Origin of the sequence: Curtobacterium sp. 9128, from assembly GCF_007673775.1 — a bacterium.
Classification (GTDB): Bacteria; Actinomycetota; Actinomycetes; order Actinomycetales; family Microbacteriaceae; genus Curtobacterium.
The window spans coordinates 483,821-507,229 of the sequence record NZ_VEAF01000004.1 but is presented as its reverse complement, the minus strand read 5'-3'; the positions used below and the strand labels follow the sequence as shown (position 1 = coordinate 507,229).

20 protein-coding genes are annotated in these 23,409 nt (G+C 73.5%); 7 read left to right on the top strand and 13 right to left on the bottom strand.

From position 1 onward, the window contains the following. Window positions 1-29: 29 nt before the first annotated feature. From hpf to mtrA, 5 genes are all read right to left on the bottom strand, one after another. A complete protein-coding gene (gene hpf / locus FS641_RS11230) occupies window positions 30-725 on the bottom strand; it encodes a ribosome hibernation-promoting factor, HPF/YfiA family (protein ID WP_144763723.1) in 696 nt (231 codons plus the stop codon). A gap of 195 nt (window positions 726-920) precedes the next feature. Then, window positions 921-1,559, bottom strand: a complete 639-nt coding sequence (locus tag FS641_RS11225; protein ID WP_186317709.1) for a phosphoribosyltransferase family protein — start codon at window positions 1,557-1,559, stop codon at window positions 921-923. A 165-nt stretch (window positions 1,560-1,724) separates the two neighbouring features. After that, entirely contained in the window at window positions 1,725-3,401 is a 1,677-nt protein-coding gene (locus FS641_RS11220) for a GerMN domain-containing protein (protein ID WP_144763719.1), read from the bottom strand. Beyond that, window positions 3,398-5,062, bottom strand: coding sequence for an MtrAB system histidine kinase MtrB (gene mtrB, locus FS641_RS11215; RefSeq protein WP_260855791.1), 1,665 nt, complete (start codon window positions 5,060-5,062; stop codon window positions 3,398-3,400). The genes FS641_RS11220 and mtrB overlap by 4 nt, the downstream gene beginning before the upstream one ends. 5 nt (window positions 5,063-5,067) lie before the next feature. Further along, on the bottom strand, window positions 5,068-5,742 hold the full coding sequence (gene mtrA, locus FS641_RS11210; RefSeq protein WP_144763717.1) for an MtrAB system response regulator MtrA: 675 nt from the start codon (window positions 5,740-5,742) through the stop codon (window positions 5,068-5,070). Between the two features lie 146 nt (window positions 5,743-5,888). On the opposite strand from mtrA, the gene FS641_RS11205 reads away from it, so the two are divergent. From FS641_RS11205 to FS641_RS11185, 5 genes are read left to right on the top strand one after another with little or no spacing between them, the layout of a single operon-like run. Beyond that, window positions 5,889-7,262 carry a glycerophosphoryl diester phosphodiesterase membrane domain-containing protein gene (locus FS641_RS11205; protein WP_144763715.1) on the top strand — a complete coding sequence of 458 codons (1,374 nt, stop codon included), beginning with the start codon at window positions 5,889-5,891 and terminating at the stop codon, window positions 7,260-7,262. Further along, window positions 7,262-7,903 carry a DUF4129 domain-containing protein gene (locus FS641_RS11200; RefSeq protein ID WP_144763713.1) on the top strand — a complete coding sequence of 214 codons (642 nt, stop codon included), beginning with the start codon at window positions 7,262-7,264 and terminating at the stop codon, window positions 7,901-7,903. The genes FS641_RS11205 and FS641_RS11200 overlap by 1 nt, the downstream gene beginning before the upstream one ends. Then, the gene (locus FS641_RS11195; RefSeq protein ID WP_144763711.1) at window positions 7,900-9,183 is read left to right on the top strand and encodes a DUF4350 domain-containing protein; all 1,284 of its coding nucleotides are present in this window, start codon (window positions 7,900-7,902) and stop codon (window positions 9,181-9,183) included. The genes FS641_RS11200 and FS641_RS11195 overlap by 4 nt, the downstream gene beginning before the upstream one ends. Next, window positions 9,180-10,175 carry a MoxR family ATPase gene (locus FS641_RS11190; protein WP_144763710.1) on the top strand — a complete coding sequence of 332 codons (996 nt, stop codon included), beginning with the start codon at window positions 9,180-9,182 and terminating at the stop codon, window positions 10,173-10,175. Before FS641_RS11195 ends, FS641_RS11190 begins: the two co-directional genes overlap by 4 nt. Further along, window positions 10,175-11,506: a DUF58 domain-containing protein gene (locus FS641_RS11185; RefSeq protein ID WP_144763708.1), complete on the top strand. Its 1,332-nt coding sequence runs from the start codon at window positions 10,175-10,177 to the stop codon at window positions 11,504-11,506. Before FS641_RS11190 ends, FS641_RS11185 begins: the two co-directional genes overlap by 1 nt. Before the next feature lie 222 nt (window positions 11,507-11,728). On the opposite strand, the gene FS641_RS11180 is transcribed toward FS641_RS11185, so the two are convergent. Beyond that, the gene (locus FS641_RS11180) at window positions 11,729-12,724 is read right to left on the bottom strand and encodes a stage II sporulation protein M (protein ID WP_144763706.1); all 996 of its coding nucleotides are present in this window, start codon (window positions 12,722-12,724) and stop codon (window positions 11,729-11,731) included. 39 nt (window positions 12,725-12,763) lie between these two features. Between FS641_RS11180 and FS641_RS11175 the strand changes: the two genes are divergently transcribed. After that, entirely contained in the window at window positions 12,764-13,633 is an 870-nt protein-coding gene (locus FS641_RS11175) for an RDD family protein (RefSeq protein ID WP_144763703.1), read from the top strand. A gap of 101 nt (window positions 13,634-13,734) precedes the next feature. Here FS641_RS11175 and ahcY read toward each other — a convergent pair whose 3' ends face one another. Both ahcY and FS641_RS11165 read right to left on the bottom strand, forming a co-directional pair. Next, window positions 13,735-15,213 (bottom strand): adenosylhomocysteinase, encoded by a 1,479-nt coding sequence (gene ahcY / locus FS641_RS11170; RefSeq protein WP_144763701.1) that lies wholly within the window; start codon window positions 15,211-15,213, stop codon window positions 13,735-13,737. Window positions 15,214-15,329: 116 nt separating this feature from the next. Beyond that, window positions 15,330-15,551 carry a DUF3499 family protein gene (locus FS641_RS11165; protein WP_144763699.1) on the bottom strand — a complete coding sequence of 74 codons (222 nt, stop codon included), beginning with the start codon at window positions 15,549-15,551 and terminating at the stop codon, window positions 15,330-15,332. A 57-nt stretch (window positions 15,552-15,608) separates the two neighbouring features. On the opposite strand from FS641_RS11165, the gene FS641_RS11160 reads away from it, so the two are divergent. Then, a complete protein-coding gene (locus FS641_RS11160) occupies window positions 15,609-16,049 on the top strand; it encodes a metallopeptidase family protein (protein ID WP_144763697.1) in 441 nt (146 codons plus the stop codon). Window positions 16,050-16,095: 46 nt separating this feature from the next. Here FS641_RS11160 and FS641_RS11155 read toward each other — a convergent pair whose 3' ends face one another. From FS641_RS11155 to manA, 5 genes are all read right to left on the bottom strand, one after another. Beyond that, complete coding sequence (locus tag FS641_RS11155) at window positions 16,096-17,493, bottom strand: DUF5719 family protein (protein WP_144763695.1); 1,398 nt, start codon at window positions 17,491-17,493, stop codon at window positions 16,096-16,098. After that, window positions 17,490-20,342, bottom strand: coding sequence for a glycosyltransferase family 2 protein (locus FS641_RS11150; protein ID WP_144763693.1), 2,853 nt, complete (start codon window positions 20,340-20,342; stop codon window positions 17,490-17,492). The genes FS641_RS11155 and FS641_RS11150 overlap by 4 nt, the downstream gene beginning before the upstream one ends. A gap of 129 nt (window positions 20,343-20,471) precedes the next feature. Continuing rightward, window positions 20,472-20,804, bottom strand: a complete 333-nt coding sequence (locus tag FS641_RS11145) for a WhiB family transcriptional regulator (protein ID WP_395879416.1) — start codon at window positions 20,802-20,804, stop codon at window positions 20,472-20,474. Between the two features lie 308 nt (window positions 20,805-21,112). Continuing rightward, entirely contained in the window at window positions 21,113-22,075 is a 963-nt protein-coding gene (gene galE, locus FS641_RS11140; RefSeq protein ID WP_144763691.1) for a UDP-glucose 4-epimerase GalE, read from the bottom strand. Window positions 22,076-22,107: 32 nt separating this feature from the next. Continuing rightward, window positions 22,108-23,358 (bottom strand): mannose-6-phosphate isomerase, class I, encoded by a 1,251-nt coding sequence (gene manA / locus FS641_RS11135; protein WP_144763689.1) that lies wholly within the window; start codon window positions 23,356-23,358, stop codon window positions 22,108-22,110. Window positions 23,359-23,409 lie beyond the last annotated feature (51 nt).

Sequence of the window (23,409 nt, the reverse complement as noted above, 5' to 3'; positions counted from 1 at the left end):
GCCACGCACACGCCTGCGGGGGTCGGCGCTCAGGCGAGCGCTTCGGCGGGGACCCGCGCCGTCGCGTCGTCGGCAGCGGTGCCGTCGATGCCGATGACGCCGTAGTCCCATCCCTTGCGCCGGTAGACCACGCTCGGGCGGCCGCTCTCGGCGTCCACGAACAGGTAGAAGTCGTGCCCGACGAGCTCCATGTTGTAGAGCGCGTCGTCCACGGTCATCGGTGCCGCCTGGAACACCTTCTCGCGGATGACCACGGGGCAGTAGACGTCGTCCTCTTCCTCGTGGTGGTCGTCCTCGACCACCGCGATCGCGCCGGTCGCGACCTCGTCGATGAGCTTGCCGTCAGCCGGAGTGACGCCCATGCCGTCGAACGCCGAGCCCGCCGCCTCGGCGACGGAGGTCGGGCGGTGCCGTCCCCGGTGCACCTTCTTGCGGTCGCGCGCTCGCCGCAGCCGTTCGGTGATCCTCGCGAACGCGAGGTCGAACGCCGCGTACTTGTCCGACGCCGCCGACTCCGCCCGCACCAGCGGCCCGGGCCCGACGAGCGTCAACTCGACGCGGTCCTCGCCCTGGTTGCTGCCGCTCTTCTCGTGGTGGCGGCTGATGCGCACCTCGAAGGCGAGGGCGCGGTCGGCGAGCACGTCGATCTTCTCGGACTTCTGTTCGACGTAGGTGCGGAATCGATCGGTGATCCCGACGTTCCGGCCCGTGATCGTCACGTCCATGCGCGGCTCCCATCCGTACTTCGGCGCGTCGCCTCCATCCGGCGATCCTGAACGCCTTGTCCGGGAGGCTATCCCCGTCGGCACCTCCGCGTCACCCGACGCCGCGGGTTCCACCCGGACACCCACCGGATGCACAGTGGACACCGGGCGTTCACCAGCCGGTCGCCACCGCGTCCGCCCCCCGACACGGACGCATCACGACTCCACGCTCGCCGTCGCGACGCACCGTGTGACCCGACCGCCGGCGGCTCGGACTGCCCGGACCGCCTCGGCCATCGTCACGCCGGTGGTCACGACGTCGTCGACGACCACGACGTCGCGGCCGCGGAACCGCTCCGCCCGCAGGGATTCGACCGTGGCGTCCACCCGCTCCAGTGCCGAACGCTCCTTCTGCCCGGCCGTTGCACCGCGTCGACGCCGGAGCGGCCTGGTGCCGCGGACCCCGCCCGTGGCGAGGAGGAGCACCACGGTGTCGAACCCCCGTCGGCGCCGACCGCGCGGGGAGGGTGGGATCCGCGCGACGACGGTGCCGGGCGGCGACGCGGCGAGCGCCTGCCGCACGAGGGCTGCGGTGCGACGACCGAGCAGGGCTGCGACGTCCGTCCGTCCACGCAGCTTCAGCTCGAGCAGCAGCGTGCGGACGAGGCCCTCGTACTCGAACGCCGCGTCGAGTCGCACCCCCGCGACGAGTCGGACCCGTCGGGGCGAAGCGGCGAGTGCGGCGCGGCAGTCCGGGCACACGGCGCGGTCGGGCGAGCCGCACCCCAGGCACGTCACGGGGAGGAACAGCGCCAGGACGGCGACGAGTGCCGCCGACCAGGCGGATCGCCGCATCGCCGACGACACAGGCGGAGAGGACACAGCAGACGGGGAGGGCGACGGTGGGTGGTCAGCAGCGGACATGCCACGATCCTCGACCGGCCACGGGCCGGACCGGCGGCGGGTCTGCCGGGCGGTGGACGAGCCTCCAGTCCGGGTGGCCTGTGGAGGAACCGCGCTCTACCGCTGCGTGCCCAGCACCTCGGCCGTCACCCCGGTCCGGTCCCACCCGCCGCCGGTCGACTGCAGCACCTGCCCGTCGCTCGTGCGGAGCAGGAGCGCTCCCCCGCTGCCGCCGGCGATCTGCATGGCGGTGCCGTCCGGCCGCTGCAGGACCGTCGACTGGCCGCCGATCGTCGCGCGGACGACGTTCGAGCCGTCGGCGTCACGGCCGACGGACGCGACGTCGAGGTCGGTGACCCAGGTGGCGCCGACGGCCTTGCCGGACGCGGCCTGCAGTCGGACCGGCGTCCCCAGCGCGGTCGGGGTCCGGTCGGAGCCGCGGATGATCGCCATCACGTAGAGCCCCGGTCCGTCGGCGGTGTCGATGAGCGCGAGCGCGCGTGTCGAGTCCCGCGAGACCTCGAACGAGACGAGTCGGCCGCTCGGCAGCGTCGTCGTGATCGTGTGCGGGTCCCCGAGGAGGCCGTAGGCGATGACGTCCCGGGGGTCGGAGGACTGGCCGACCCAGACGAACCCGGCGTCGTCGATGGACGGGGACACGTCGGGGCTGCGGGTGTCGAGGAGGGCCGTCTTCTTGCCGCTCCGGACGACGGAGACGCCGTTCGGGGCGCCGACGGCTGCCTCGGTCCCGGCGGCGCTGAGCGAGAGCGACGAGGGGTGGAGTCCGGCGATGGCCGCTCCCATGCCGTCGCCGAGGGCGGTGACGTCACCCGTCCCCGTCGCGTACCCGGCGGCGTCACCGGCGACGACGAGCGGCCGCGGGTCGACGTCGGGGGCCACGATCGCCGCGGTCCCGCCGGAGTCGGGGACGGAGACGGTCGCACCCTCGATGGTCAGGTCGACCGACGAGATCGTCGCGACGGATGCCAGCGACCGGGTCAGCTGCTCGCGCATGCGGACCTTGTCGACGGTGCTCGACCCCAGTGCATCGCTGGAGAGGTCGACCTGGGCGGTCCCGTTGTCGACGGTCACGGCGTTGAGCGAGAGCTGGGTGCCCTCCGGGAACGACGAGAGGACGGCGCCCTTCATCCACCCGGCCGGTCCGGCGAGCAGGGCGCTCGCGATCCGGGTGCTCGTCGACGAGCGGGCCAGGAACCAGCGCTCGTCGGGCACGAGGTACCGGTAGGTGGGGTCGTAGAAGTAGAGGGCGTGCGCCTGGAACACCTGCTCGAAGCTCACCGGCGACAGGATGATGCCGTCGGGGGCGTACTTGATGCGCCACTGACCGCCCTCCTTCGTGAACTGGAAGGTGAGGGTCGACGAGGTCGGCCGGACCGCAGCGGTGTACTCGCCGTCGCTGTCGACCGTCGCGGTGGAGGTCAGTGTGTAGGTCAGTTCGCGGGCTCCGACGCGCTCGACGTCGCCGTCGCCCTGGCGGATGGTGACGCCCTGGCGGGGGTTCCACTTCTGCGAGAAGGAGTCGCTGAGGAACTCCCGGGCGATGGCGTAGTTGTCCTGGGCGCCGGTCGCGGCGTCGATGAACTTCTCGAGGACGGTCGCCTGGTCCTGCCCGTCCTGCGGTCCGCTCGGGCGGAAGTCCACCCCGGAGAGGGAGTCGCCCTTGAGGCTCTGCCCGCTCCGGACCGGGCCGCCCGTCGGGATCGCCGCGCACGCGGTGAGGGCGACCAGGGCGACCGCGGCGAGAGCCGCGGCGACAGCACGTCGGAGGGTCATGGGGTGTCTCCTTCGCGGGGGCCGTCGTAGGACTCGTCGAGTTCGGGGAGCGGGATCGCCGAGGTCGTCGTGACCTCGTGCCCGGCACGCGGGACCGTGAGCACGAACGCCGAGCCCTCGCCGGGGCGGGACCACACGTCGATCCGACCGCCGTGCAGGTTCGCGTCGCCGAGGCTGATGGCGAGCCCGAGGCCGGTGCCGCCGATGGTGCGCTTGCGGCTCGGGTCGGCGCGCCAGAACCGGTCGAAGACGCGCGCGGTGTCCTCCGGCGGCATGCCCACACCGTGGTCGCGCACCGCGATCGCGACCGTCCTGGCGTCGCTGTCCACGACGACGTGCACGGGCTTGCCGTCGCCGTGTTCGATCGCGTTGCCGACGAGGTTGCGGAGGATGCGCCGGATGCGCCTGGCGTCGAGCTGCATCGTCGTGTGGCCGCCGGGCGTCGCCAGGCGGAGCTCCACGCCGAGCCGTTCGGCGAGGGGGCGGAACTCGTCGACGATGTCGGTGGTCAGCGACGCCGGCACGACGGGTTCGGTCTCCAGCTCGACGGCCTGCGCGTCGTAGCGGGAGATCTCGAGCAGGTCCGCGAGGAGCAGTTCGAACCGCTCGATCTGGTCGTGCAGGAGCTCGGCCGAGCGGGCGACGGCGGGCTCGAAGGCGTGCCGGGCGTCGTAGAGCACGTCGCCGGCGAGGCGGATCGTGGTGAGCGGGGTGCGGAGTTCGTGCGAGACGTCCGAGACGAAGCGCTGCTGCACGCGGGACAGCTCGGCGAGCTGGGTGATCTGGCGGCTGACGGCGTCGGCCATGCCGTTGAAGCTCCTGGCCAGCGTCGCGACGTCGTCCTGGCCCTTCACCGGGATCCGCTCGTCGAGGCGACCGGCGGCGATCTTCCGGCTCGTCTCGGCCGCTCCGCGGATCGGCACGACGACCAGGCGCACCACGAGCGAGGTCACCACGGCGATCAGGACGATGAGCGCCACGCCGCCGATGGACAGCGTCTGCGAGACGAAGTCGAGGGTCTGCTGCGCGTCGGAGAGGTCGTAGACGATGTAGAGCTCGTACTGTCCGGCACTCGGGATCTGCAGGGTCGAGCCGACCGCCAGCCCGGGTTCGGTCCGTCCGGCGTCGTCGAGGCGGACGGGCTGCAGGCTCAGGTTGCCGGTGTTCTTCCCGACCTCCTTGCGCAGCGCGTCGGTGATCACCGCGTCGGGGAAGTCCGAGCTCGCGACGTTCTGCAGGGTCTGCGGCGTCGACTGGTCCGGCGAGCGCTCGATCGCGATCCTGGTGCCACCCGGGCTCGTGGTGTTCGACAGGATCGCCTGCTGCGCTTCGTTCTGCAGGGTCTCGAGTTCGGACTGGTTGTTGTCCTCGGCCGCGGTGGCCGCGTCGAAGATGCCCTGGGCGACGTTCGTGGCCCTGGTGGACTCCGCCTCGATCTGGTCGCGGCGCTGCGAGTACACGTTCGTCGAGATGCTCAGCATGACCGCGGTGCCGATGATCACGACCGCGAGGCCGGTGGTCGTCACCGTGATGGCGACGCTCCGGAACATGAGCGAGCGGCGCCACAGGAAGGCGATGCCGCGCCAGAACCGCCTGGCCCACCTCCGCAGCCGTCGGCGGACGCGCCCGATGGACGTCGACCGGGCGGTGGACGGTGGCACGGTCGTCAGGCTCCGCCGGCGCGGTACCCGACACCACGGACGGTGGACACGATGCGCGGGTTGTCCGGGTCGTGCTCGATCTTCGCGCGGAGGCGCTGGACGTGCACGTTCACCAGCCGGGTGTCCGCCTTGTAGTGGTAGCCCCACACCTGTTCGAGCAGCATCTCGCGGGTGAAGACCTGGTTCGGCTTCTCGGCGAGGGCACGGAGCAGGTCGAACTCGAGCGGGGTGAGCGCGATGACGGCGTCCCCGCGGCGGACCTCGTGCCCGGGGACGTCGACGGTCAGGTCACCGACGTGCAGCACGGTGGCGTCCGCGGCGGTCGGACGGAGCCGGGTCCGGATGCGCGCGACGAGCTCCTTCGGGTTGAAGGGCTTGACGACGTAGTCGTCCGCGCCGTTCTCGAGCCCCGTGACGACGTCGGCGGTGTCGCCGCGAGCCGTGAGCATGATGATGGGCGTCCCGCTCTCGGCCCGGATCCGGCGGCAGACCTCGATGCCGTCGATGCCGGGGAGCATGACGTCGAGCAGGACGAGGTCCGGCTTCGTGGCGTGGAAGGCGTCGACGGCGTCGTTGCCGTCGCCGCTGAACTCGGGTTCGTAGCCCTCGGAGCGGAGGACGATGCCGATCATCTCGGCGAGGGCCTGGTCGTCGTCGACGACGAGGATGCGCGGTGTCATGTGATGAGGACTCTTCGGTGGCGTACGGGGGTGCCCGGGCCGGCACTTCCCGTTCACGATAGCCGAGGCCCCATCGCATCGGCTTTTCCGCCAGGATGGGAGCGTTCGCGTGTTGCCGCATGCGACCGAGGTGAGGGGGCGGTTCCATGGCTGGCGACGACTGGCAGACACCCGGCGCGAGCACACGGCCTGGAGGCCCGGACCGTGCCCCGACGCCGCCGCCCTTCCCGGGTGGGTCGGCTCCACTGCCCCCGCCGTTCCCCGGCGGGTCCACGCCCCCGCCGCCGTTCCCCGGCGCGCCCCTGCCGCGCTCGCGCCCGGTCGTCCCGCTGCGGCCGCTCGGCCTGGGCGACGTGCTGGCCGGCGCGTTCGCCGTGTTCGGTCGGAACCCCCGCGTGCTGCTGCTCTGGAGCCTGCTGCTCTCCGGCGTGCTCGGACTCGTCTCCACCCTGGCGTCCGCGCTCGGACGCGAGTCCCTGCAGTCCCGGATGTTCGCCGCCGTGGACGGATCCGGCTCCGGGGACTCCGACACGATCCTCGCCGGGTCCGTGCTGCTGTTCCTCGTGATCTCGGTCGCGGTGCCGTTCCTGGCGTGGATCGCCCGCGGGTTCCTCGTCGCGCCGGTCGCGGTCGACTCCGGGCAGCGCATGCTCGGACGCCGCGGCACCTTCCGCGGGCTCTGGACCCTGCTGGCCGGTCGGCGGCTGACCGTGCTCTGGTGGATGCTGCTGCAGATCGCCGGCGGGCTCGTCGTCGGTGGGGCCTTCGCCCTCGTCGTGGCGGGCTTCGTCGGTGCCCTGGCGGCGAGCAACAGCGGTGTCGGCGGGTTCGTGCTCGGCATCATCGGGATGGTGCTCGGGTTCGGCGTCGCACTGGCCTTCTTCGCCACGCGCTTCGCCTTCACCGTCCCGACGATCGCGCTCGAGGGCCGCGGCGTCTTCGCGGCAGCGGCCCAGTCCTGGCGGCTCACCCGCGGCGCGTTCTGGCGCACGTTCGGCATCCTGCTGCTCGTGCAGGTCATGTTCGGGTTCGCTGCCGGGATCGCGAGCACGCCGCTGACGGTCGGTGCGAGCCTGTTCTCCGGCGTGTTCGACCCGCTGGGGCAGACCGGGTCCGGCTCCGGCGTCTCGGTGGGTGCGGTCGTCACGCTCGTGCTCGGCAGCCTCCTCGTGATCGCGGTGCAGTGCGTGACGGACGTCCTCAGCGCCTCGATCACCACGTTCCTGGCGATCGACCGCCGCATCCGGACCGAGGCCCTCGACCAGCGCATCGCGTCCCACCTGGAGACCGGACAGCCGAGCGACCCGTTCGCCCCGGCGCCGCAGGTGGTCCGCCCCTCGTGGCCCCTCGGCGGCCAGGGGTGGCAGCAGCAGCCCCCGATGCAGCCAGGCTGGCCCCAGCAGCCTCCGATGCAGCCAGGCTGGCCCCAGCAGGCCGGCTGGCCGCAGCAACCCGGCTGGCAGCCACAGCCGCAGCCGCCGCAGCAGCAGTGGGGCCCACCACGGCCGGGCGGACACTGATGGCGACGGTCGACCCGGACGAGGCCCGCCGGCTCCTCGAGCGTGAACTCCAGCGCTCCGAGTACGACGGCGCACACGTCACCTGGTGGGACCGCCTGTCACGGGGATTCTTCGACTGGCTCGGTTCGCTGCGCCCGGACGGCTTGGGCTCGCCGGCGTTCGGGCGGACGCTCCTCGTCGTCGCGGTCGTGGTCCTCGTCGCGGTGGTCGTCATCGTGGTCGTGGCTCGCGGACTCCCCCGGCGGCGCGCCCGGCTCCGCGCGGACCGGGTCGGCGGCGTGCTCGACGACGACGACCTGCGCTCCGCGGCCGAGATCGCGGCGGCAGCACGTACGGCGCTCGGCGCCGGTGACTGGTCGGCCGCGGTGCTCGAGGGCTACCGCGCGCTGGCACGGGGCCTCGGCGAACGCGACCTCGTACCCGACGTCCCCGGAGCGACGGCGCAGGCCATCGCGGGCCGTGCGGCCGTGGTGTTCCCGGACGCCCTGCACGCCTTGCACGCCGCGGCGGCGACCTTCGACGGCACCAGGTACCTCGGCGACGAGCCCGACGAGCACGCCGCCCGGCAGGTCGTCGAGACCGAGCAGACCGTCCGCGCCGCCCGACCCGCGCGGACGACCACGCCGGCGGTGCCCGCGTGAGCGCCACGACGGTCGGGCCCGGTGTCCGGGAGACGGCGGCGCCGGACCGTGACGGCCGGGGTGCCCGGATCGTGTTCTGGGTCGCCGTCGTCGCGGTCGGGGTGCTCCTCGCCGTGCTCACCGCCGCGATCGGCAGCCGCAGCGGTCCGACGAACGACCCGCTCGACCCCACCTCCCCGACCGCGAGCGGGTCGAAGGCACTCGTCCGCGTACTCGAACAGCAGGGCACCGACGTCGACGTCGTGCACGACGTCCACCGGATCGGCACCGGCACGGTCTTCGTGGACGACTCCGCCGGGGTGCTGGCACCCTCCGCCGCGCGCCGGATCGCCCGCACCGTGCCGGACGCGGTCCTGGTGACGCAGGACCCGGCCGTGCTCGAGGCCTTCGGGCTCGACGTGCAACCCGCGGCGGCGATCGAGTCGACCGCGACCGTGTCCACGGCGTCGTGCGCCGTCCCGGCGGCGCGGGCAGCGGGCCGGGTGTCGGCAGCCGGGACGGGCTACACGGCCCCGGCGTCGGCCGGGTCCCGCTGCGCACCGGTCGGCACCGGTGCCGACCGCACCTGGGGCCTCGTCGCGACCGCGACGGACGCGGGCACCGTCACGCTCGTCGGCACCACGGCGGCGTTCCGGAACGACACGATCACGACCGCGGGGAACGCGGCGCTGGCGCTCGGGCTCCTCGGCGGGACCGACCACCTCACCTGGTACGTGCCGACCGCCGGCACCGCAGATGCGGCCCCGACCCTCGGCAGCCTCGCGCCGCCGTGGGTCCCCGGTGCGATCGGGCTCCTGGCACTCGTCGCGGTGGCCGCCGGGGTCTGGCGCGGTCGTCGGCTCGGGCCGCTCGTCGTCGAACAGCTCCCCGTCGTGGTCCGCGCATCCGAGACCACCGAGGGCCGGGCCCGCCTCTACGCCAGGACCCGCGACCGCACCCACACGCTCGACACGCTCCGCCTGGCCGCGATCCGCCGGATCGGCAGGGCGCTCGGACTCCCCCGGTCCGCGCACGTCGACGAGGTGGTGCGCCGCGCCGCGGCCGTCACCGGGCGACCGGCGACGCACGTCGGAGCCGTGCTCGTCGGCGGGCCGACCACCGACCACCGCGCGCTGGTCGACGGAGCCGCGGCGGTCGACGACCTCGAGCGCGCCGTGACGAGCGCCGTCTCCGGGGCCGCACCACGGGCCTCCAGGCCGGAGGCCCCGCCCGCCGGACCGACGCGGGCCGACCGCGCACCAGCACCCACCGATGACCCCCGACCAGGAGGACGACCGTGACCGACCACCCCACCACCGCGACCAGTGCCACCACCGCGAGCGCGGACCCGCTCCGCGACGCCTTCGGCCGGGTCCGTGCCGAGGTCGGCAAGGCCGTCGTCGGGCAGGAGGGCGCCGTCTCCGGGCTGATCGTCGGACTGCTCGCGCAGGGCCACGTGCTGCTCGAGGGCGTCCCCGGGGTCGCGAAGACCCTGCTGGTCCGCAGCCTCGCCGCCGCGATGTCGCTCGACACCAAGCGGATCCAGTTCACCCCCGACCTGATGCCCGGCGACGTCACCGGCTCGCTCGTGTACGACGCCTCGACGGGCACGTTCCCCTTCCGCGAGGGACCGGTGTTCACCAACGTGCTCCTCGCCGACGAGGTGAACCGCACACCCCCGAAGACGCAGTCCGCGCTCCTCGAGGCGATGGAGGAACGCCAGGTCAGTGTCGACGGCCGGGCGATGCCGCTGCCGGACCCGTTCTTCGTGGCCGCGACGATGAACCCGATCGAGTTCGAGGGCACCTACACGCTGCCCGAGGCGCAGCTGGACCGCTTCCTCATGAAGCTCACGCTCGACGTGCCGCCCCGCGACGTCGAGTGGCAGGTGCTCCGCCGACACGCCGACGGCTTCGTCGCGCGCGACGTCCGCTCCGCCGGGATCGAACCCGTGGTCGGGATCGCCGAGGTCACCGCCGCGCAGCGCGCCGTCCGCGCCGTCGGCGCCCGTGACGACGTCCTCGCCTACGTCGTCGACCTCGCCCGAGCCACCCGGCAGGCACCGTCGGTCCGCGTCGGGGTCAGCCCGCGCGGCGCGACCGCCCTGCTCGCCGCGGCGAAGGCCTGGGCGTGGATCACCGGGTACGACGCGATCACGCCCGACCACGTGCAGGCGATGCTCCTGCCGGTGTGGCGGCACCGCCTCCGGGTCGCCTCGGACGCCGAGCTCGAGGGCGTCGGCGCCGACGGGGTGCTCCAGCAGGTGCTCGAGCAGGTGCGGGTGCCGATCTAGTGGCGGTCTCCGGGCGGTTCGTCGCACTCCTCGCCGTCGCGATCGTCCCCACCGTGCTGCTCGGCAGCGGGTGGGGCGGTGCGGCGTGGATCGGCGTCGTGGTCCTCGCCGCCGCGCTCGACGTCCTGCTCGCCGCCGATCTCCGGCGCGTCCGGGTGGACCGGCGGATGCCGCGACTGGCGCGGCGCGACACGACCGCGGACGGCACCCTCGTCGTCGCGAACGACGGTACGCGGCCGCTGCGCGCGGTCGTCCGCGACATGTGGGAGCCGTCGGCGGGGCAGGTCCCAGGACGCATCCCGGTGTCGGTGCCCGCCGGGGAACGTCGGACCGCGCGGATGCGCTTCACGCCGTTCCGACGCGGTCGGCGTCGGAGCGCCGGCGTCGCGGTCCGCGCGTTCGGTCCGCTCGGGCTCGCGGCGCGCCAGCGGGTCCTGACGGCCCCGGCGGAGCTCGTCGTCACGCCGCCGTTCCGGTCCCGCCGGCACCTGCCGTCGCGGCTCGCCCGGCTCCGCGAGCTCGACGGCGAGACGACGCTGCAGCTCCGCGGGCACGGCACCGAGTTCGACTCGCTGCGGGACTACGTGCGTGGCGACGACGTCCGGTCGATCGACTGGCGCGCGACCGCCCGCCGGCAGGACCTCGTCGTGCGGACCTGGCGCCCGGAGCGGGACCGTCGTGTGATCGTCGTCGTCGACGCCGGACGCGCCGGGGCCGGCCGGGTCGGCGACGAACCGCGGCTCGACACGTTCATCGAGACGGCACTCCTCGTCGGGGCGCTCGCCGCCGCGGCCGGGGACCGGGTCGACCTCGCGGTCGTCGACGACGACGTCCGCGGTCGCGTGCACGGAGCCACACGTGCCGACGTCGTCCGGTCGTTCGGATCCGCACTCGCGTTCGCGGAACCGGGGCTCGCGGCGACCGACTGGGCGGCCGTCCCGGCGCTGGTCGACTCGGTGACGACACAGCGGTCGCTCGTCGTGCTCGCGACGAGCCTCGACTCCGTCGGCGCGTCGGGCGACCTGCTCGCGGTGCTGCCGGCACTGACGCGCCGACACGCCGTCGTGGTGACGGCCGTGACCGACCCGGCGGTGACCGCGATGGCCCGTGGCGAGGACGGCGACGGACGCATCGGGGGTGGGTCGCGCCTCCTGGGCGGTGGTCGGGACGTGTACCGACGGGCTGCGGCCGAGCGGTCACTGCTCGACGCCGACGGGGTGGCCGACGTCGCGCGGCGCGCGGGCGCCGAGGTGGTGCGCGGCGCACCGGAGCAGGTGCCGCCGCTCGTCGCAGACGCCTACCTGCGCGCCAAGGCCGCCGGGAGGCTCTGACCGCGTCAGCGGGTCGGCCGCCGGCCCGCCACCGGGCCAGCTGGCACGAACCGGCGACGACGGCGGTCGCCGAGCGGTCACGACCCACCGCGCGCGGTCGCCGAGCGGTCACGACCCGTCGTCCGCGACGGCGTGACCCGACGATCTGTGACCGGTGGGCAGGAGCGCGCGGTGTGTCGTGACCGTTCGACGTGACGGTGACGGCGAAGTGGCGCGGGGCGGTCAGCCGGCGACGATGGTCGACGCGCCGCGGTCGAACTCCTCGAGGTCGCCCCGCTCACCGGCGGCGACGGCGCGGCGACCGACGACCCACTGGTAGTACAGGACCAGCGCCAGGGCGAGCGTGCCGATGCCGATCTTCACCGGCCACGGCCAGTCCTGGCGGGTCACGGTCCCCTCGACGATGCCGGAGAGCAGCAGGGTGAGCGCGAGCCCGATCGCGACCGCGATGAGTGCGCGACCGTCCTCGGCCAGTGCCTGTGCCCGGGTCCGCTGCCCCGGCGCCACCCACGACCAGAAGATCATCAGCCCCGCACCGCCCGCGAGGAAGATCGAGTACAGCTCGAGCTGCCCGTGCGGTGCGATGTAGAGGAAGAAGTCGCCGAGGCGCCCCTGGGAGTGCATGATCGCGGCCGAGACGCCGAGGTTCAGCGCGTTCTGCCCGATCGAGTACGGCACGAAGAGCCCGGTGATCCCGAACGCCACCATGCTCGCGGCGATGTAGGCGTTGTTCGTCCACACCTGCGCGGTGAAGGCACCGAGACCGTGGTCGGAGTAGTAGTCGACGAAGTCCTGGGTGGCGTACCGCCGGAGCGAGGCCTCGGTGCCGAAGGTCGCGACGGCGCCGGGGGTCGTCGCGATCCAGACGCCGGACACCAGCGCGATGAGGGCCGTGGCGACCGCGACCCAGATCGTGACCCACCGGATCCGGTGCAGCGCCGCCGGGAGCTGCAGGACGAAGAACGCGGTGAGCATGGTCAGCGGGTCGGTCGGTGTGCCGGTGAAGCGCAGCCGCGCCCGGAAGAGCGTCAGCGAGAGCCGGTCGCCGGTCGTGGACCGCGCGGAGCGGCCGCGGATCCGCGCGAGGTCCGTCGCCGCGGACTGGTACCCGGTCACGAGCCGGTCGACCTCGTCCCCGGTGGCCGGTCGGCGCTTCGCCAGGCGCTCGAGGTCCTGCCACTGCTGCCGGTGGACGTCGGCGTACGCATCCAGGTCCATCGCTCTCCCCCTCGTGCCCGTTTCCGACAGAATGATCCCATGTCGAAGCGAGCCACGCCGAGGGACCTCGCCGACCGCCGCCTCGTGCGGGCGCTCGACGACACCGCCGACGAGCTCGTCGTCGGGGAGGCCGTCGCGCTCGACGTCGTCCCGGCCGGGATCGTCTCGCGGCTCGCCGCAGCCCTGCTCGACGGGGTGTGCCTGGTCGTGCTGTTCGTGATGCTCCTCGTCGGCCTCGCCCGGGTCTGGCCGTCCGGGGTCGACCCGGCGTGGCTGGCCGCTGCGCAGATCGCCGTCATCGTCGTCGTGCTGGTGCTCGTCCCCGCCGCGGTGGAGACCGTCACCCGCGGCAAGAGCGTCGGCCGGTTCGCCCTCGGCACGCGGGTGGTCCGCCTGGACGGAGGAGCGGTGTCGTTCCGGCACGCGTTCGCCCGAGCGCTCGTCGGTGTCCTCGAGCTCTGGTCGACCTTCGGTTCGCTCGCGCTGCTCGTGGCGCTGTTCGGCTCGCGGCCGCGGCGGCTCGGGGACCTGCTCGCCGGCACCGTCGTGCAGCACGAGCGCCTCGCCCGGTCGACGGACCCGGTCGTGCTCCTGCCGCCGACCCTGCACGGATGGGCACGGGTCGCGGACGTCGGGGCGCTCCCCCAGCGTCTGGAGAACCGGCTCGGAGCCTTCTTCCGGAACGCGGCGACCGTGCAGTCCTCGCTCCGCGCGGCGACCGCGACGGCCCTCGCCGCCGAGGTCGCGCAGTACGCGCACCCCGTTCCGCCCGTGCCGGCGGAGGACTTCCTCGCCGGCGTCGTCGCGCTCCGTCGCGCGCGCGATCGGCAGGCCTTCGCGTCCCGCGCAGCGACGATCGCCGGTGCCACGGCCGTCGCCGGCGCGCGGCCGCCGGGCTTCCCGCGCTGAGCCCGCGGCGAGCCCACGTCACCGGGAACCGCGGAACGGACACAGCACCGCGGTGATCCGCGGTGCTGTGTCCGTTGAGCGGTGCTGCGCCGGGCGCGACCTCAGTACCGGTAGTGGTCCGGCTTGAACGGACCCTCGACCGGCACGCCGATGTAGGCCGCCTGCTCCGGGCGCAGGGTCGTCAGCTGCACGCCGAGCGCCTCGAGGTGCAGCCGCGCGACCTTCTCGTCGAGGTGCTTCGGCAGGACGTAGACGCCCGTCGGGTAGGCGTCGCGCCGGGTGTACAGCTCGATCTGGGCGAGGACCTGGTTCGTGAACGAGTTGCTCATCACGAACGACGGGTGCCCGGTCGCGTTGCCGAGGTTCATCAGGCGTCCCTCGCTGAGCACGAGGATCGAGCGTCCGGTCGGCAGCCGCCACTCGTGCACCTGCGGCTTGATCTCGATCTTCTCGGCTCCGGGGAGCGCCTCGAGGCCGGCCATGTCGATCTCGTTGTCGAAGTGACCGACGTTCGCCACGATCGCCAGGTGCTTGAGCGCGAGCATGTCGTCCACACCGACCACGCCGAGGTTGCCGGTGCAGGTGACGACGATGTCGACCTGGTCGGCCACGTCCGCCAGCCGCGCCACCTGGTAGCCGTCCATCGCCGCCTGCAGCGCGCAGATCGGGTCGACCTCGCTGACGACGACCCGTGCACCCTGCCCACGGAGCGCCTCCGCCGCCCCCTTGCCGACGTCGCCGTACCCGACGACGAACACGACCTTGCCGCCGATGAGCACGTCGGTCGCGCGGTTCAGGCCGTCGGGCAGCGAGTGCCGGATGCCGTACTTGTTGTCGAACTTCGACTTGGTGACGGAGTCGTTGACGTTGATCGCCGGGAACTTCAGCTCACCGGTGCGGGCGAGCTCGTACAGGCGGTGGACTCCCGTGGTCGTCTCCTCCGTCACGCCCATCACTTCCGCGGCGATCCGGGTGAAGCGGTCCGACGACTCCGCGAGCGAGGCCGCCACCGTGTCGAGGACGATCCGGTACTCGGCGCTGGCGTCGGGGCCGGCCTCCGGTGCCCGTCCGGCCGCTTCGGCGTCGGCACCGGTGTGCACGAGCATGGTCGCGTCACCGCCGTCGTCGAGGATCAGGTTCGGGCCGATCCAGGCCGCACCGGCTGCGGAGGCCTCGGCACTCCAGTCGAAGATCCGGTTCGTGCACCACCAGTACTCCTCGAGCGTCTCGCCCTTCCACGCGAAGACGGGGACGCCGGCGGGGGCGTCCGGCGTGCCGGTCGGGCCGACCGCGACCGCCGCGGCGGCCTCGTCCTGGGTGGAGAAGATGTTGCAGCTCGCCCAGCGCACCTGCGCACCGAGGGCGGTCAGCGTCTCGATGAGCACCGCCGTCTGCACGGTCATGTGGAGCGACCCGGCGATGCGAGCGCCGGCGAGCGGCTGCGAGGCGGCGAACTCCGCACGGAGCGCCATGAGCCCCGGCATCTCGTTCTCGGCGAGGCGGATCTGGTGACGACCGGCCTCGGCGAGGCCGAGGTCGGCCACGCGGAACGGTGCTGCGGCCTGGGTTTCAGTGGGCATGGGCCCAGTCTCCCATGTGCTCCGCGCGTCGACTCAGGGACGCGCACCGTGCCTCCTGTCCGGCCGGGAGGCCCGGGTCGACCCCGGTGGGCCGCACCGGGACGCGGCTGGTCCGGTCAGTCCGCGGTGCGGTCCTCGCGGAGCGGCTCGCGGCGGATGACGTGCCAGCCCTGCGGGACCCGGAGCCGCGCGGCGTGCCGCGCGCAGAGGTCGTACCCGTGGGGTTCGACGCGGGTGGAGAGCGGTCCGACGACGACCATCGAGTCGCCGTAGTCGTACGTCAGGGTCGCCGATGCGCTCGCGCCACAGGCGACCTTGCTGCAGATCCGTACGTCCATACCGGGGACGACCCTACCGAACCCGGCAGGACGTGCCCCGCCGCGTACGATGTGGGGATGCGCCGCAAGCCCCGTCTCGTCACCCCGGTCGACCGCGGTCGAGGACGGTCCCGGCACGGCCGCGGGTACCGCTCCAGCGTGACCGGGCCGGACCTCGCGCCGGTGATCACCCGGGCCGAGGCGTTCGACCGCATCGTCGGCGACACCGCGCACTACCTGCTCGGCCTCTGGCCCGAGGAGCTGCAGGGCGTCGTCTTCCAGGTCGCCGACATGCCGACCGACACCGCGCTGCCGGACAGCCTCCCGCGGTGGCGGGTCGACCGCGACGCCCGTCGCGTCACGGTCTTCCGGATCCCCGTCGAGCGCGTCACCCGCTCCCCGGAGAAGGACGACGTCGACCGCCGCATCGTCGTCGAGACGGCGGTGTTCCGGGCGGTCGGCGAACTCATCGACAAGGACCCGTGGGACCTGGCGCCCGACCGCTACCGCCACTGGTGACGACTGCGGCGGTGCGGCGCCGGACGTGCCCCCACGGGCAGCCGACTCAGGGGTAGACGCGGACCGGCGTGGAGACCTCGGTCGCCGGCCGGACCGGGAACCCGGCCACGCCGCTGTCGCCCTGGTAGCTGACACCGGCGACCAGGCCGGACGCGCCGGTGATCGTCAGCTGCTTCGCGGTGTCGACCGACACCGTGGCCGTCGCTCCGGAGGCGACCTGCACGGACTTGCGGGCGTCGCCGGAGCGGATCACGACCGTGGCGTCGTCCGTGGTCGGGTTCACGAGGGTCAGCGCAGCGCCGTCACCGGGGGCCACCGCCGTGATGGTCGTGGCACCGAGCGGCTCCGCCGAGGCGAACCACCCGAGGTCGGTCTCGTCGCCGTCGGTGGGCGTCGTGGTCCTGGCGCCGGCGACGACCGGCTGGGTCGAGCTCACCGAGAACGAGTACCGGCCGTCCGGGAAGTCGTCGAGCGCCACGTCGGTCACCACGCCGGGTTCCGCGGTGGTGTTCACCGTGGTGCCGCCACCGTCCGCGGTGGTGATCCCGAGCGTGACCCGGGCGGTCTGGTCGCCGGGGACGAACAGGCGCACGATGGGGGCCGCGTCGGCGCTGTCGTCGCCTCGCTGCGCGTCCTGCGCACCGCGGAGCACCACTGCCGGGATGACCTGGTTCCGCGAGGGCGCCGCGCCGCCCGAGACGATGTCGAAGCCGCCGGGGGTCAGCGTGCGGACGACGGTCTCCTGCATGTGCGCGACGATCTGGCCACCGGACGAGGTGACGTGCACGACGGTCGAGCCCTGGTCGGACACGAAGCCGGACAGCGGGACGACCTTCTGCGAGTTCGGCGCCACGACGATGCCCGTCGTACCGGGAGCGCTCACCGTGCCGGAGGCGTCGTAGATCGCCAGGTCGACGGTGGCGTTCACGTCGGTCGGGTTCGACAGCGTGATGAGGCTGGTCCGGCCGGTCTCGGTCGAGCCGCCGACGAGCCACGTCGACTGCGAGGGGTCATCGCACGAGGCGGCAGCGACGCCGACGAGGTCACCGTCGGACACGCTCTGGTAGCTCGAGCCCGCGACCTGCGGGGTGCGGGACCCGGCGGGCGCGGTGAGCAGGGTCGGGTCGCTGCCGCCGCCGGATCCGGCGTCGAGGACGGAGCGCTCGACCGAGCGGCCCGTGGTCGCCGTCGCCACGGTGGCCCGTCCGACGGTGCTCGCGACGGTCGCGTCGTTGCCGGCGTCGTCGGAGAGCCGCAGGGCGTTCCCGGCGCACACGCGCTCGGCGTCCGCCGGGACCGGCGTCACGGTGCGTCCCGCCGGGCTCCCCGGCGTCTCGGCGGTCCCGAATGCGTGCGCGGCGCCGATCGTGCCGGCGGCGACCACGAGGGCGATCGCGGTCGCGGTCCCGCGCACGACCCAGCGGCGGGCGGTGCTCGTGCTCATTCGTCGCGCTCCTCGTCGAAGGTGGTGGCGGGTTCCTCGGCCTCGATGACGTTCGAGGTCGCACGACGCCGGCGGGGGGCGGTCGGGACCGCGAGGAGCGCCGCCGCGCCGAACACCACGGCGAGGACCACGAGGTACAGGACGTGCGTCGCCTTCGCCGCGGCGGTGCCCGTGCTCGGCCGGTCGACCTCGCCCTCGTAGTGGAAGAGCTGACCGGTGGTGGTCTCGCCGATGCTCGTGAAGCGTGCGTCCTGCCCGATGGCCCCCGCGGCACGGTCGTGCACGGCCTGGGCGTCGGCGTCGTCCGGGGCGTCGTCGAGGAGCACGAAGCTCACGCCGAGCTCGCGGAGCGCCGGGCGCGGGTCGTAGCCGCTCCGGCTCGCGAGGTTGCCGGCGAGCGTCGCGAGGCGGGAGCCCTGCCGGGACAGCGACAGCGCGGTCGCGTCGAGGGTGGACTGGTCGTCGAGTGTCGAGCCCTGTCCGCGTTCGAGCGACACCGCGAGGGAGCCGTCCGTCTGGGGGTCGACGACGAGCGTCCCGACGTCCGGGTTCGCCTGCGCCTCGGCGTTGACGTAGGCGCTCAGCACCCGGCCGGTGGTGGGCTGGATCACGGCCGTGCCGAGGTAGAACGCGGCGAACGCCGGGGCCACCGCGACGCCGGCGAACACCGTCGCGACGACGCCCACGACCGGGGCCTGCCGCGGGACCGTGTCGATCCCGATGCACGCGGCGACGACGATCGCCAGCCAGTACACGCTGAGGCCGCTCCCGGGCCAGACGATCGTGGTGGTGGCGCCCACGCCGGTCACGGCCACGTGCGTCGCCGCGAACGCGGTGGCGAAGCCGAGGAACGCGGCGATGAGTGCGGAACCGGCGACCGACCAGCGGTGCCCGAGCATCGCGCCGAAGGCCGTCACGGCGATCGGCAGTGCGAGCACCGCCAGCGCGATCGGGAGGGCGGTGACCACCAGGTCGAGCGGTGAGGAGACCGGCAGCCAGCCGTTCCAGTCCGGCAGGGGGGCGCCGATCGCGAGCTGCAGCGCCGACGGTGCGCGGGTCGCCGACGGGACGCCGGGGTCCGCGACGACGCCGAGCAGGTTGCCACGGCCGATCTGGGTGAGCACGAGCGGCAGGAAGAGCACGGCGGCCGGGACCGGGATGAACACCCGGCGGTGGGCGTGCCGCCACCCGATCGCGAGCGACACCAGCCAGCCGACGAGCAGCACCGGCAGCAGCGAGGGTGCCGAGGCGGCGACCCCGGCGAACAGGAGGGCCGCTCCGGAGGCGGAGGCCCACGAGCGGTGGGCCTCGAGCACGGTGAGGAAGAGCCAGGGCAGGAGCACGTGGGCGATCACGGCGCCGAGGTGTCCGGTGGTGACCGCGCCGACGAGCGACGGTGCGATCGTGTACAGCGCGGCGCCGATGACGGGCACCCAGGTGCGCGTCGTGACCTTGCGCACGACGAACCACGCGCCGAGCGCGGACACCGGGAAGGCCAGGAGCACCACGAGCACGACCGCGGTCGACGGCGACCAGAACACGATCGAGCCGAGCACCGCCACGACCGCGGCGAACGGGTCGCTCGGCCCGGTGAAGCCGGTCCCGAGGGTGTGCCAGCCGTAGCCGACGTTCTGCCAGAGCTGCCCGACGGTCGTCGAGAGCGGCAGGAGCCCGCCGCCCGTGAGCGCCGGGGAGCCGAGGAGCGGGAAGAGCGAGACGACGCTGAGCACCGCGGCGGCCAGGACGACCCAGATGCCGCCGTCCCCGAGGAACGAGGCACGGGCGACGGGCGCGTCCTCCACTCGGGCGAGCTCGACGTCGCGGGAGGTGGTCCGCCGTTCGTGGACGTGCCGCCAGCTCACCCGGAGCGGCTCGACGGCGGCCCACCCGAGCTGCTTCGAGCGCGCGAGTGACTTCCGCGACCGGCTGAATCCGCCGCCGAACGCGACCGCGAAGGCCGCGGCCAGCTCACCGGAGACGGCCGCCGGGTGCTTCGCGACGAGGTGTCCGATCGCGCGGCCGATCGCGAACGGCACGAGGGTCAGCCAGTGGATCCAGAGCACCCCCGCCGGCGCGTAGGTCATGCGGCGGTGCAGCTGGGCCTGCCGGTGCATCCGCACGCGGCGTCCCTCGGAGACCCGCTTGCGACCGAACTCCTCGATCGGGCCGGCGGTCGTCGCCCGGGCGTCGGGGACGACGGCCACGCGGTGCCCCGCGAGTCGGACGCGGACGCAGAAGTCCAGCGCGGCGTCGACGTCGGGCAGGGCGGGGTCGAAGCCGCCGAGGGCGACCCAGACGGAGCGGCGGACGAGCATGCCGCCGGCGGCGACCGCGAGGACGTCGGTGTCGCGGTCGTGCTGCCCCTGGTCGAGTTCGTCCTGCACGAGCACGAGCGAGCGGCCCATGCGGGTCATGCTCTCGCCGAACGCGCGGATGAGGGAGGGGTCGTCGTCGGCGACGAGCTTCGGGCCGGTGACCGCCACGGACGGGGCGATCTCGACCGCGGCGAGCATCTCGGCCAGCGCGGTGGGGGCCGGGGCGTTGTCGTGCCCGATCAGCCACAGCCACTCGTCGACCGTCTCGTCGGGCTCCGGGTGTGGTGCTGCGCGCTCCCCGACCGCGACGGCGTCGCCGAAGGACCGCCCGGCGGGGATCCTGGTGATCTGCGCGGAGCCGCCGAACTCGAGCTCCGCGGTCGACCCGTCGGTCGAGCCGACGTCCACCACGACGAGGTTCTCGGGGTGGCGGGTCTGGTTCGCGAGGGCGGCCAGCGTCCGGTCGAGGTGGCCTGCGCCGTTCGCGACGACCAGGACGGCGGTGACGCGGGGCTGAGCGGAACTGGGCTGCATGACGGGCGTCACTCTACGGTCTGGCGTCTCCCCCGACCGACCGACGGGACGGCGCGCCGTGAACCTGTGGGGTGGATCAGCGCACGGTGCGTGGCGGAGGCGAGCAGGACCTCCAGGCCGTGGTGGCGGCTAGGCGCGCTTCCGCAGCTTGCGCCGTTCGCGCTCGGACAGGCCACCCCAGATGCCGAAGCGCTCGTCGTTCTCGAGTGCGTACTCCAGGCACTGCGCCCGGACCTCGCACGAGGTGCAGATCTTCTTCGCCTCCCGCGTCGAGCCGCCCTTCTCGGGGAAGAACGCCTCCGGGTCGGTCTGCGCGCAGAGCGAGTCCACCTGCCAGGCGAGCGGGTTCTCCTCGTCGTCCTCGGAGGCACGGCGCACACCCGGGACGCCGAGCGCCACGGGGTCGACGTGCCAGTCTTCCGGAACTCCGGCGTGGAAGTCGGAACCGCTCACCCTGGTCACCCCTTGGTTCGTCTCGACTACAGGACCCTCACGACGATGTCGCTGCCTGTAATTACAGCGGTGTCATTCGCCAGAGTCAAGTCGCGGATCATAGAAGGCTCTGACCGTTCCGGCGTGTCATGTCCCCCATTCGGGCGTGTCGCGTCGGTTCTGTCGGTGCATCGGGGGACAGCGGGGTCCCGGCCCGGCGCGGCGGAACCCTCATCGAGGACCGAGAACCGCGAACCGCGAACCGAGAACCGGACACGGCACCGCGGATCGTCGCGGTGCCGTGTCCGGTTCGTGGTTCCGTGCTGCGCGAGCTTCGCCTACGCGACGCGGCGCCGAGCCTCCCACGCGCTCGTCACCATGTCGTCGAGCGTGTGCCGCATCGCCCACTCGAGGTCACGGGACGCCGCCTCGCCCGTGGCGACGATCCGTGCCGGGTCACCCGGGCGGCGCGGGGCGACCTCGGGCTGGAACACGATGCCGGTCCCGCGCGCCATCGCGTCCATGATCTGGCGCACGCTGACGCCGTCCCCGCTGCCGAGGTTGTACGCCCGCTCGAGGGACTCGCCCGCCTCGAGCTTCCGGGCGGCCACGGCGTGGGAGCGTGCCAGGTCGGCGACGTGGACGTAGTCGCGCACGCAGGTGCCGTCCGGGGTCGGGTAGTCGTCGCCGTTGATCCGCGGGGTCCGCCCGGCCAGGAGCGCGTCGAAGACCAGCGGGAAGAGGTTGTGCGGGCTGGCGTCGTAGAGGTCCGGCTCGCCCGACCCGACGACGTTGAAGTACCGCAGTGACGTCGTGCGGAAACCGCGTGCGACCTCCATGTCGCGGAGCAGCCATTCGCCGATGAGCTTCGACTCGCCGTACGGGGACTCGGGGTTCTTCGCGGTGGACTCGACGACGGTCTCGACGTCCGGCGTGCCGTAGACCGCGGCGCTCGAGGAGAACACGACCTTGTCGACGTCGGCATCGGCCATCGAACGGAGCAGCGTCGCCATCCCGGTGACGTTCTGCTCGTAGGTGTGCAGCGGCCGCTCCACCGAGACGCCCGCGTACTTGAAGCCGGCGACGTGGACGACGCCGGTGACGCCGTGGTCGCGGATCGTCCGCGTCAGCAGGTCGCCGTCGAGGATCGTCCCCTCGACGAAGGGCACGTCGTCCGGCACGAACGCGCGGAAGCCGCTCGAGAGGTCGTCGAACGCGACGGTGTCGATGCCGTCCCGGCGCAGTGCCCGGACGACGTGGGATCCGATGTACCCGGCACCGCCGGTGACCAGCCAACTCATACCGGTCACGCTAGCGGACCCGGTCGCGCGGACTACCGCTCTCCCGGTGCGCCGTCCCGCCCGTCGTCCGTGCCGGTGGCGATGAACACCGAGGACGTCAGGCCCGTCGTGGAGTCGGCCTCGACCGTGACGTCGCCCTCGTCCGGCGTGATGAAGCACGACTCGCCCTGGCGGAGCAGGGTCGCCGACTGTGCGCCGACGAGCGTGACGACACCCTCGGTGCAGATCGCGATCGACGGGCCGGAGAGCGGCGCGACACCACCGGTCGCGAGGCCGACGGGTCGGCCGTCGCCGGTGACCCGCACCAGGGCGAACCCGACGCCGTCCGGCGCGAAGCGGTCCACCCCGGGAGCGAGTGCCTCCGGCGCGAGCAGCGGCGCCGGGTACGCCGTGAAGTCGAGCACGCGCAGCAGCTCGGCGACGTCGACGTGCTTCGGCGTCAGGCCACCGCGCATCACGTTGTCCGACGGGGCCATCAGCTCGATGCCGAGGCCGTCGAGGTAGGCGTGGATGTTCCCGGCGGGCAGGTACATCGCCTCCCCGCGCTCCAGGGTCACGCGGTGCATGAGCAGGGAGACGACCACGCCGGGATCGCCCGGGTAGCGCTCGGCGAGGTCGGCCGCGGTGACGACGTTCGCCGAGACCTCGTCGGTCCCGTCGGCGACCGCGGCGGCGGCGAGGTGCCCCACGGCTTCGACGATCGCCAGCGCGGACGGGTCGGCGGTCTCGAGCCAGCGGACGGTGTCCTCGAGGCCCTGCTGCAGGTGCGCGACGAGGGGACCGAGCCGCCCGCTCTCCGCGTCGAGCGTGCGGACGTCGGCGAGCGTCGCCTCGACCGGGCGGAAGCCGCTCAGCGCCTCGAACCGGTCGCTCAGCGCGACGACGAGCTCGGGCTTCGGGAACGGGTCCTTGTAGTTCCGTGCCGGGTCGTCGATGGCGATCCCGGCGGCGTCCTCACGCGCGAAGCCCTCACGGGCCTGCTCGGGGGTGGGGTGTGCCTGCAGGGAGAGCGGCGCCGCCGCGGCGAGGACCTTGAGCAGGAAGGGCAGGCCGGTGCGCCCCTCGCCGAGGGCGGTCTGGGGCTCTGCGGCGATCCAGTCGAGGACGGTGTCCGCGCCGCCGACCATCGCCGGGTTCACGACGACGCTCGGGCTGCCGGGGTGCGCGCCGAGCCAGAGCTCCGCCTGGGGTGCACCGGTGACGGTCCGGCCGAGGAGTTCGGGGATCGCGGTGACCGACCCCCACGCGTAGTCACGCGCCGTGTTGGTGATGCCGAGGAACATGCCCCGAAGCGTATCGGCCGCCGCCGTCAGCCCGCCGCGGGGCGGCCACCC

Bases quoted from the DNA above. Each gene is read 5' to 3' on its own strand.
- FS641_RS11225 (WP_186317709.1), bottom strand. From the start codon at position 1,559: ATGCGGCGATCCGCCTGGTCGGCGGCACTCGTCGCCGTCCTGGCGCTG.
- FS641_RS11150 (WP_144763693.1), bottom strand. From the start codon at position 20,342: ATGCAGCCCAGTTCCGCTCAGCCCCGCGTCACCGCCGTCCTGGTCGTC.
- FS641_RS11155 (WP_144763695.1), bottom strand. From the start codon at position 17,493: ATGAGCACGAGCACCGCCCGCCGCTGGGTCGTGCGCGGGACCGCGACC.
- hpf (WP_144763723.1), bottom strand. From the start codon at position 725: ATGGACGTGACGATCACGGGCCGGAACGTCGGGATCACCGATCGATTC.
- ahcY (WP_144763701.1), bottom strand. From the start codon at position 15,213: ATGCCCACTGAAACCCAGGCCGCAGCACCGTTCCGCGTGGCCGACCTC.
- FS641_RS11220 (WP_144763719.1), bottom strand. From the start codon at position 3,401: ATGACCCTCCGACGTGCTGTCGCCGCGGCTCTCGCCGCGGTCGCCCTG.
- FS641_RS11180 (WP_144763706.1), bottom strand. From the start codon at position 12,724: ATGGACCTGGATGCGTACGCCGACGTCCACCGGCAGCAGTGGCAGGAC.
- FS641_RS11160 (WP_144763697.1), top strand. From the start codon at position 15,609: ATGCGCCGCAAGCCCCGTCTCGTCACCCCGGTCGACCGCGGTCGAGGA.
- mtrA (WP_144763717.1), bottom strand. From the start codon at position 5,742: ATGACACCGCGCATCCTCGTCGTCGACGACGACCAGGCCCTCGCCGAG.
- galE (WP_144763691.1), bottom strand. From the start codon at position 22,075: ATGAGTTGGCTGGTCACCGGCGGTGCCGGGTACATCGGATCCCACGTC.
- manA (WP_144763689.1), bottom strand. From the start codon at position 23,358: ATGTTCCTCGGCATCACCAACACGGCGCGTGACTACGCGTGGGGGTCG.
- FS641_RS11165 (WP_144763699.1), bottom strand. From the start codon at position 15,551: ATGGACGTACGGATCTGCAGCAAGGTCGCCTGTGGCGCGAGCGCATCG.
- FS641_RS11200 (WP_144763713.1), top strand. From the start codon at position 7,262: ATGGCGACGGTCGACCCGGACGAGGCCCGCCGGCTCCTCGAGCGTGAA.
- FS641_RS11175 (WP_144763703.1), top strand. From the start codon at position 12,764: ATGTCGAAGCGAGCCACGCCGAGGGACCTCGCCGACCGCCGCCTCGTG.
- FS641_RS11205 (WP_144763715.1), top strand. From the start codon at position 5,889: ATGGCTGGCGACGACTGGCAGACACCCGGCGCGAGCACACGGCCTGGA.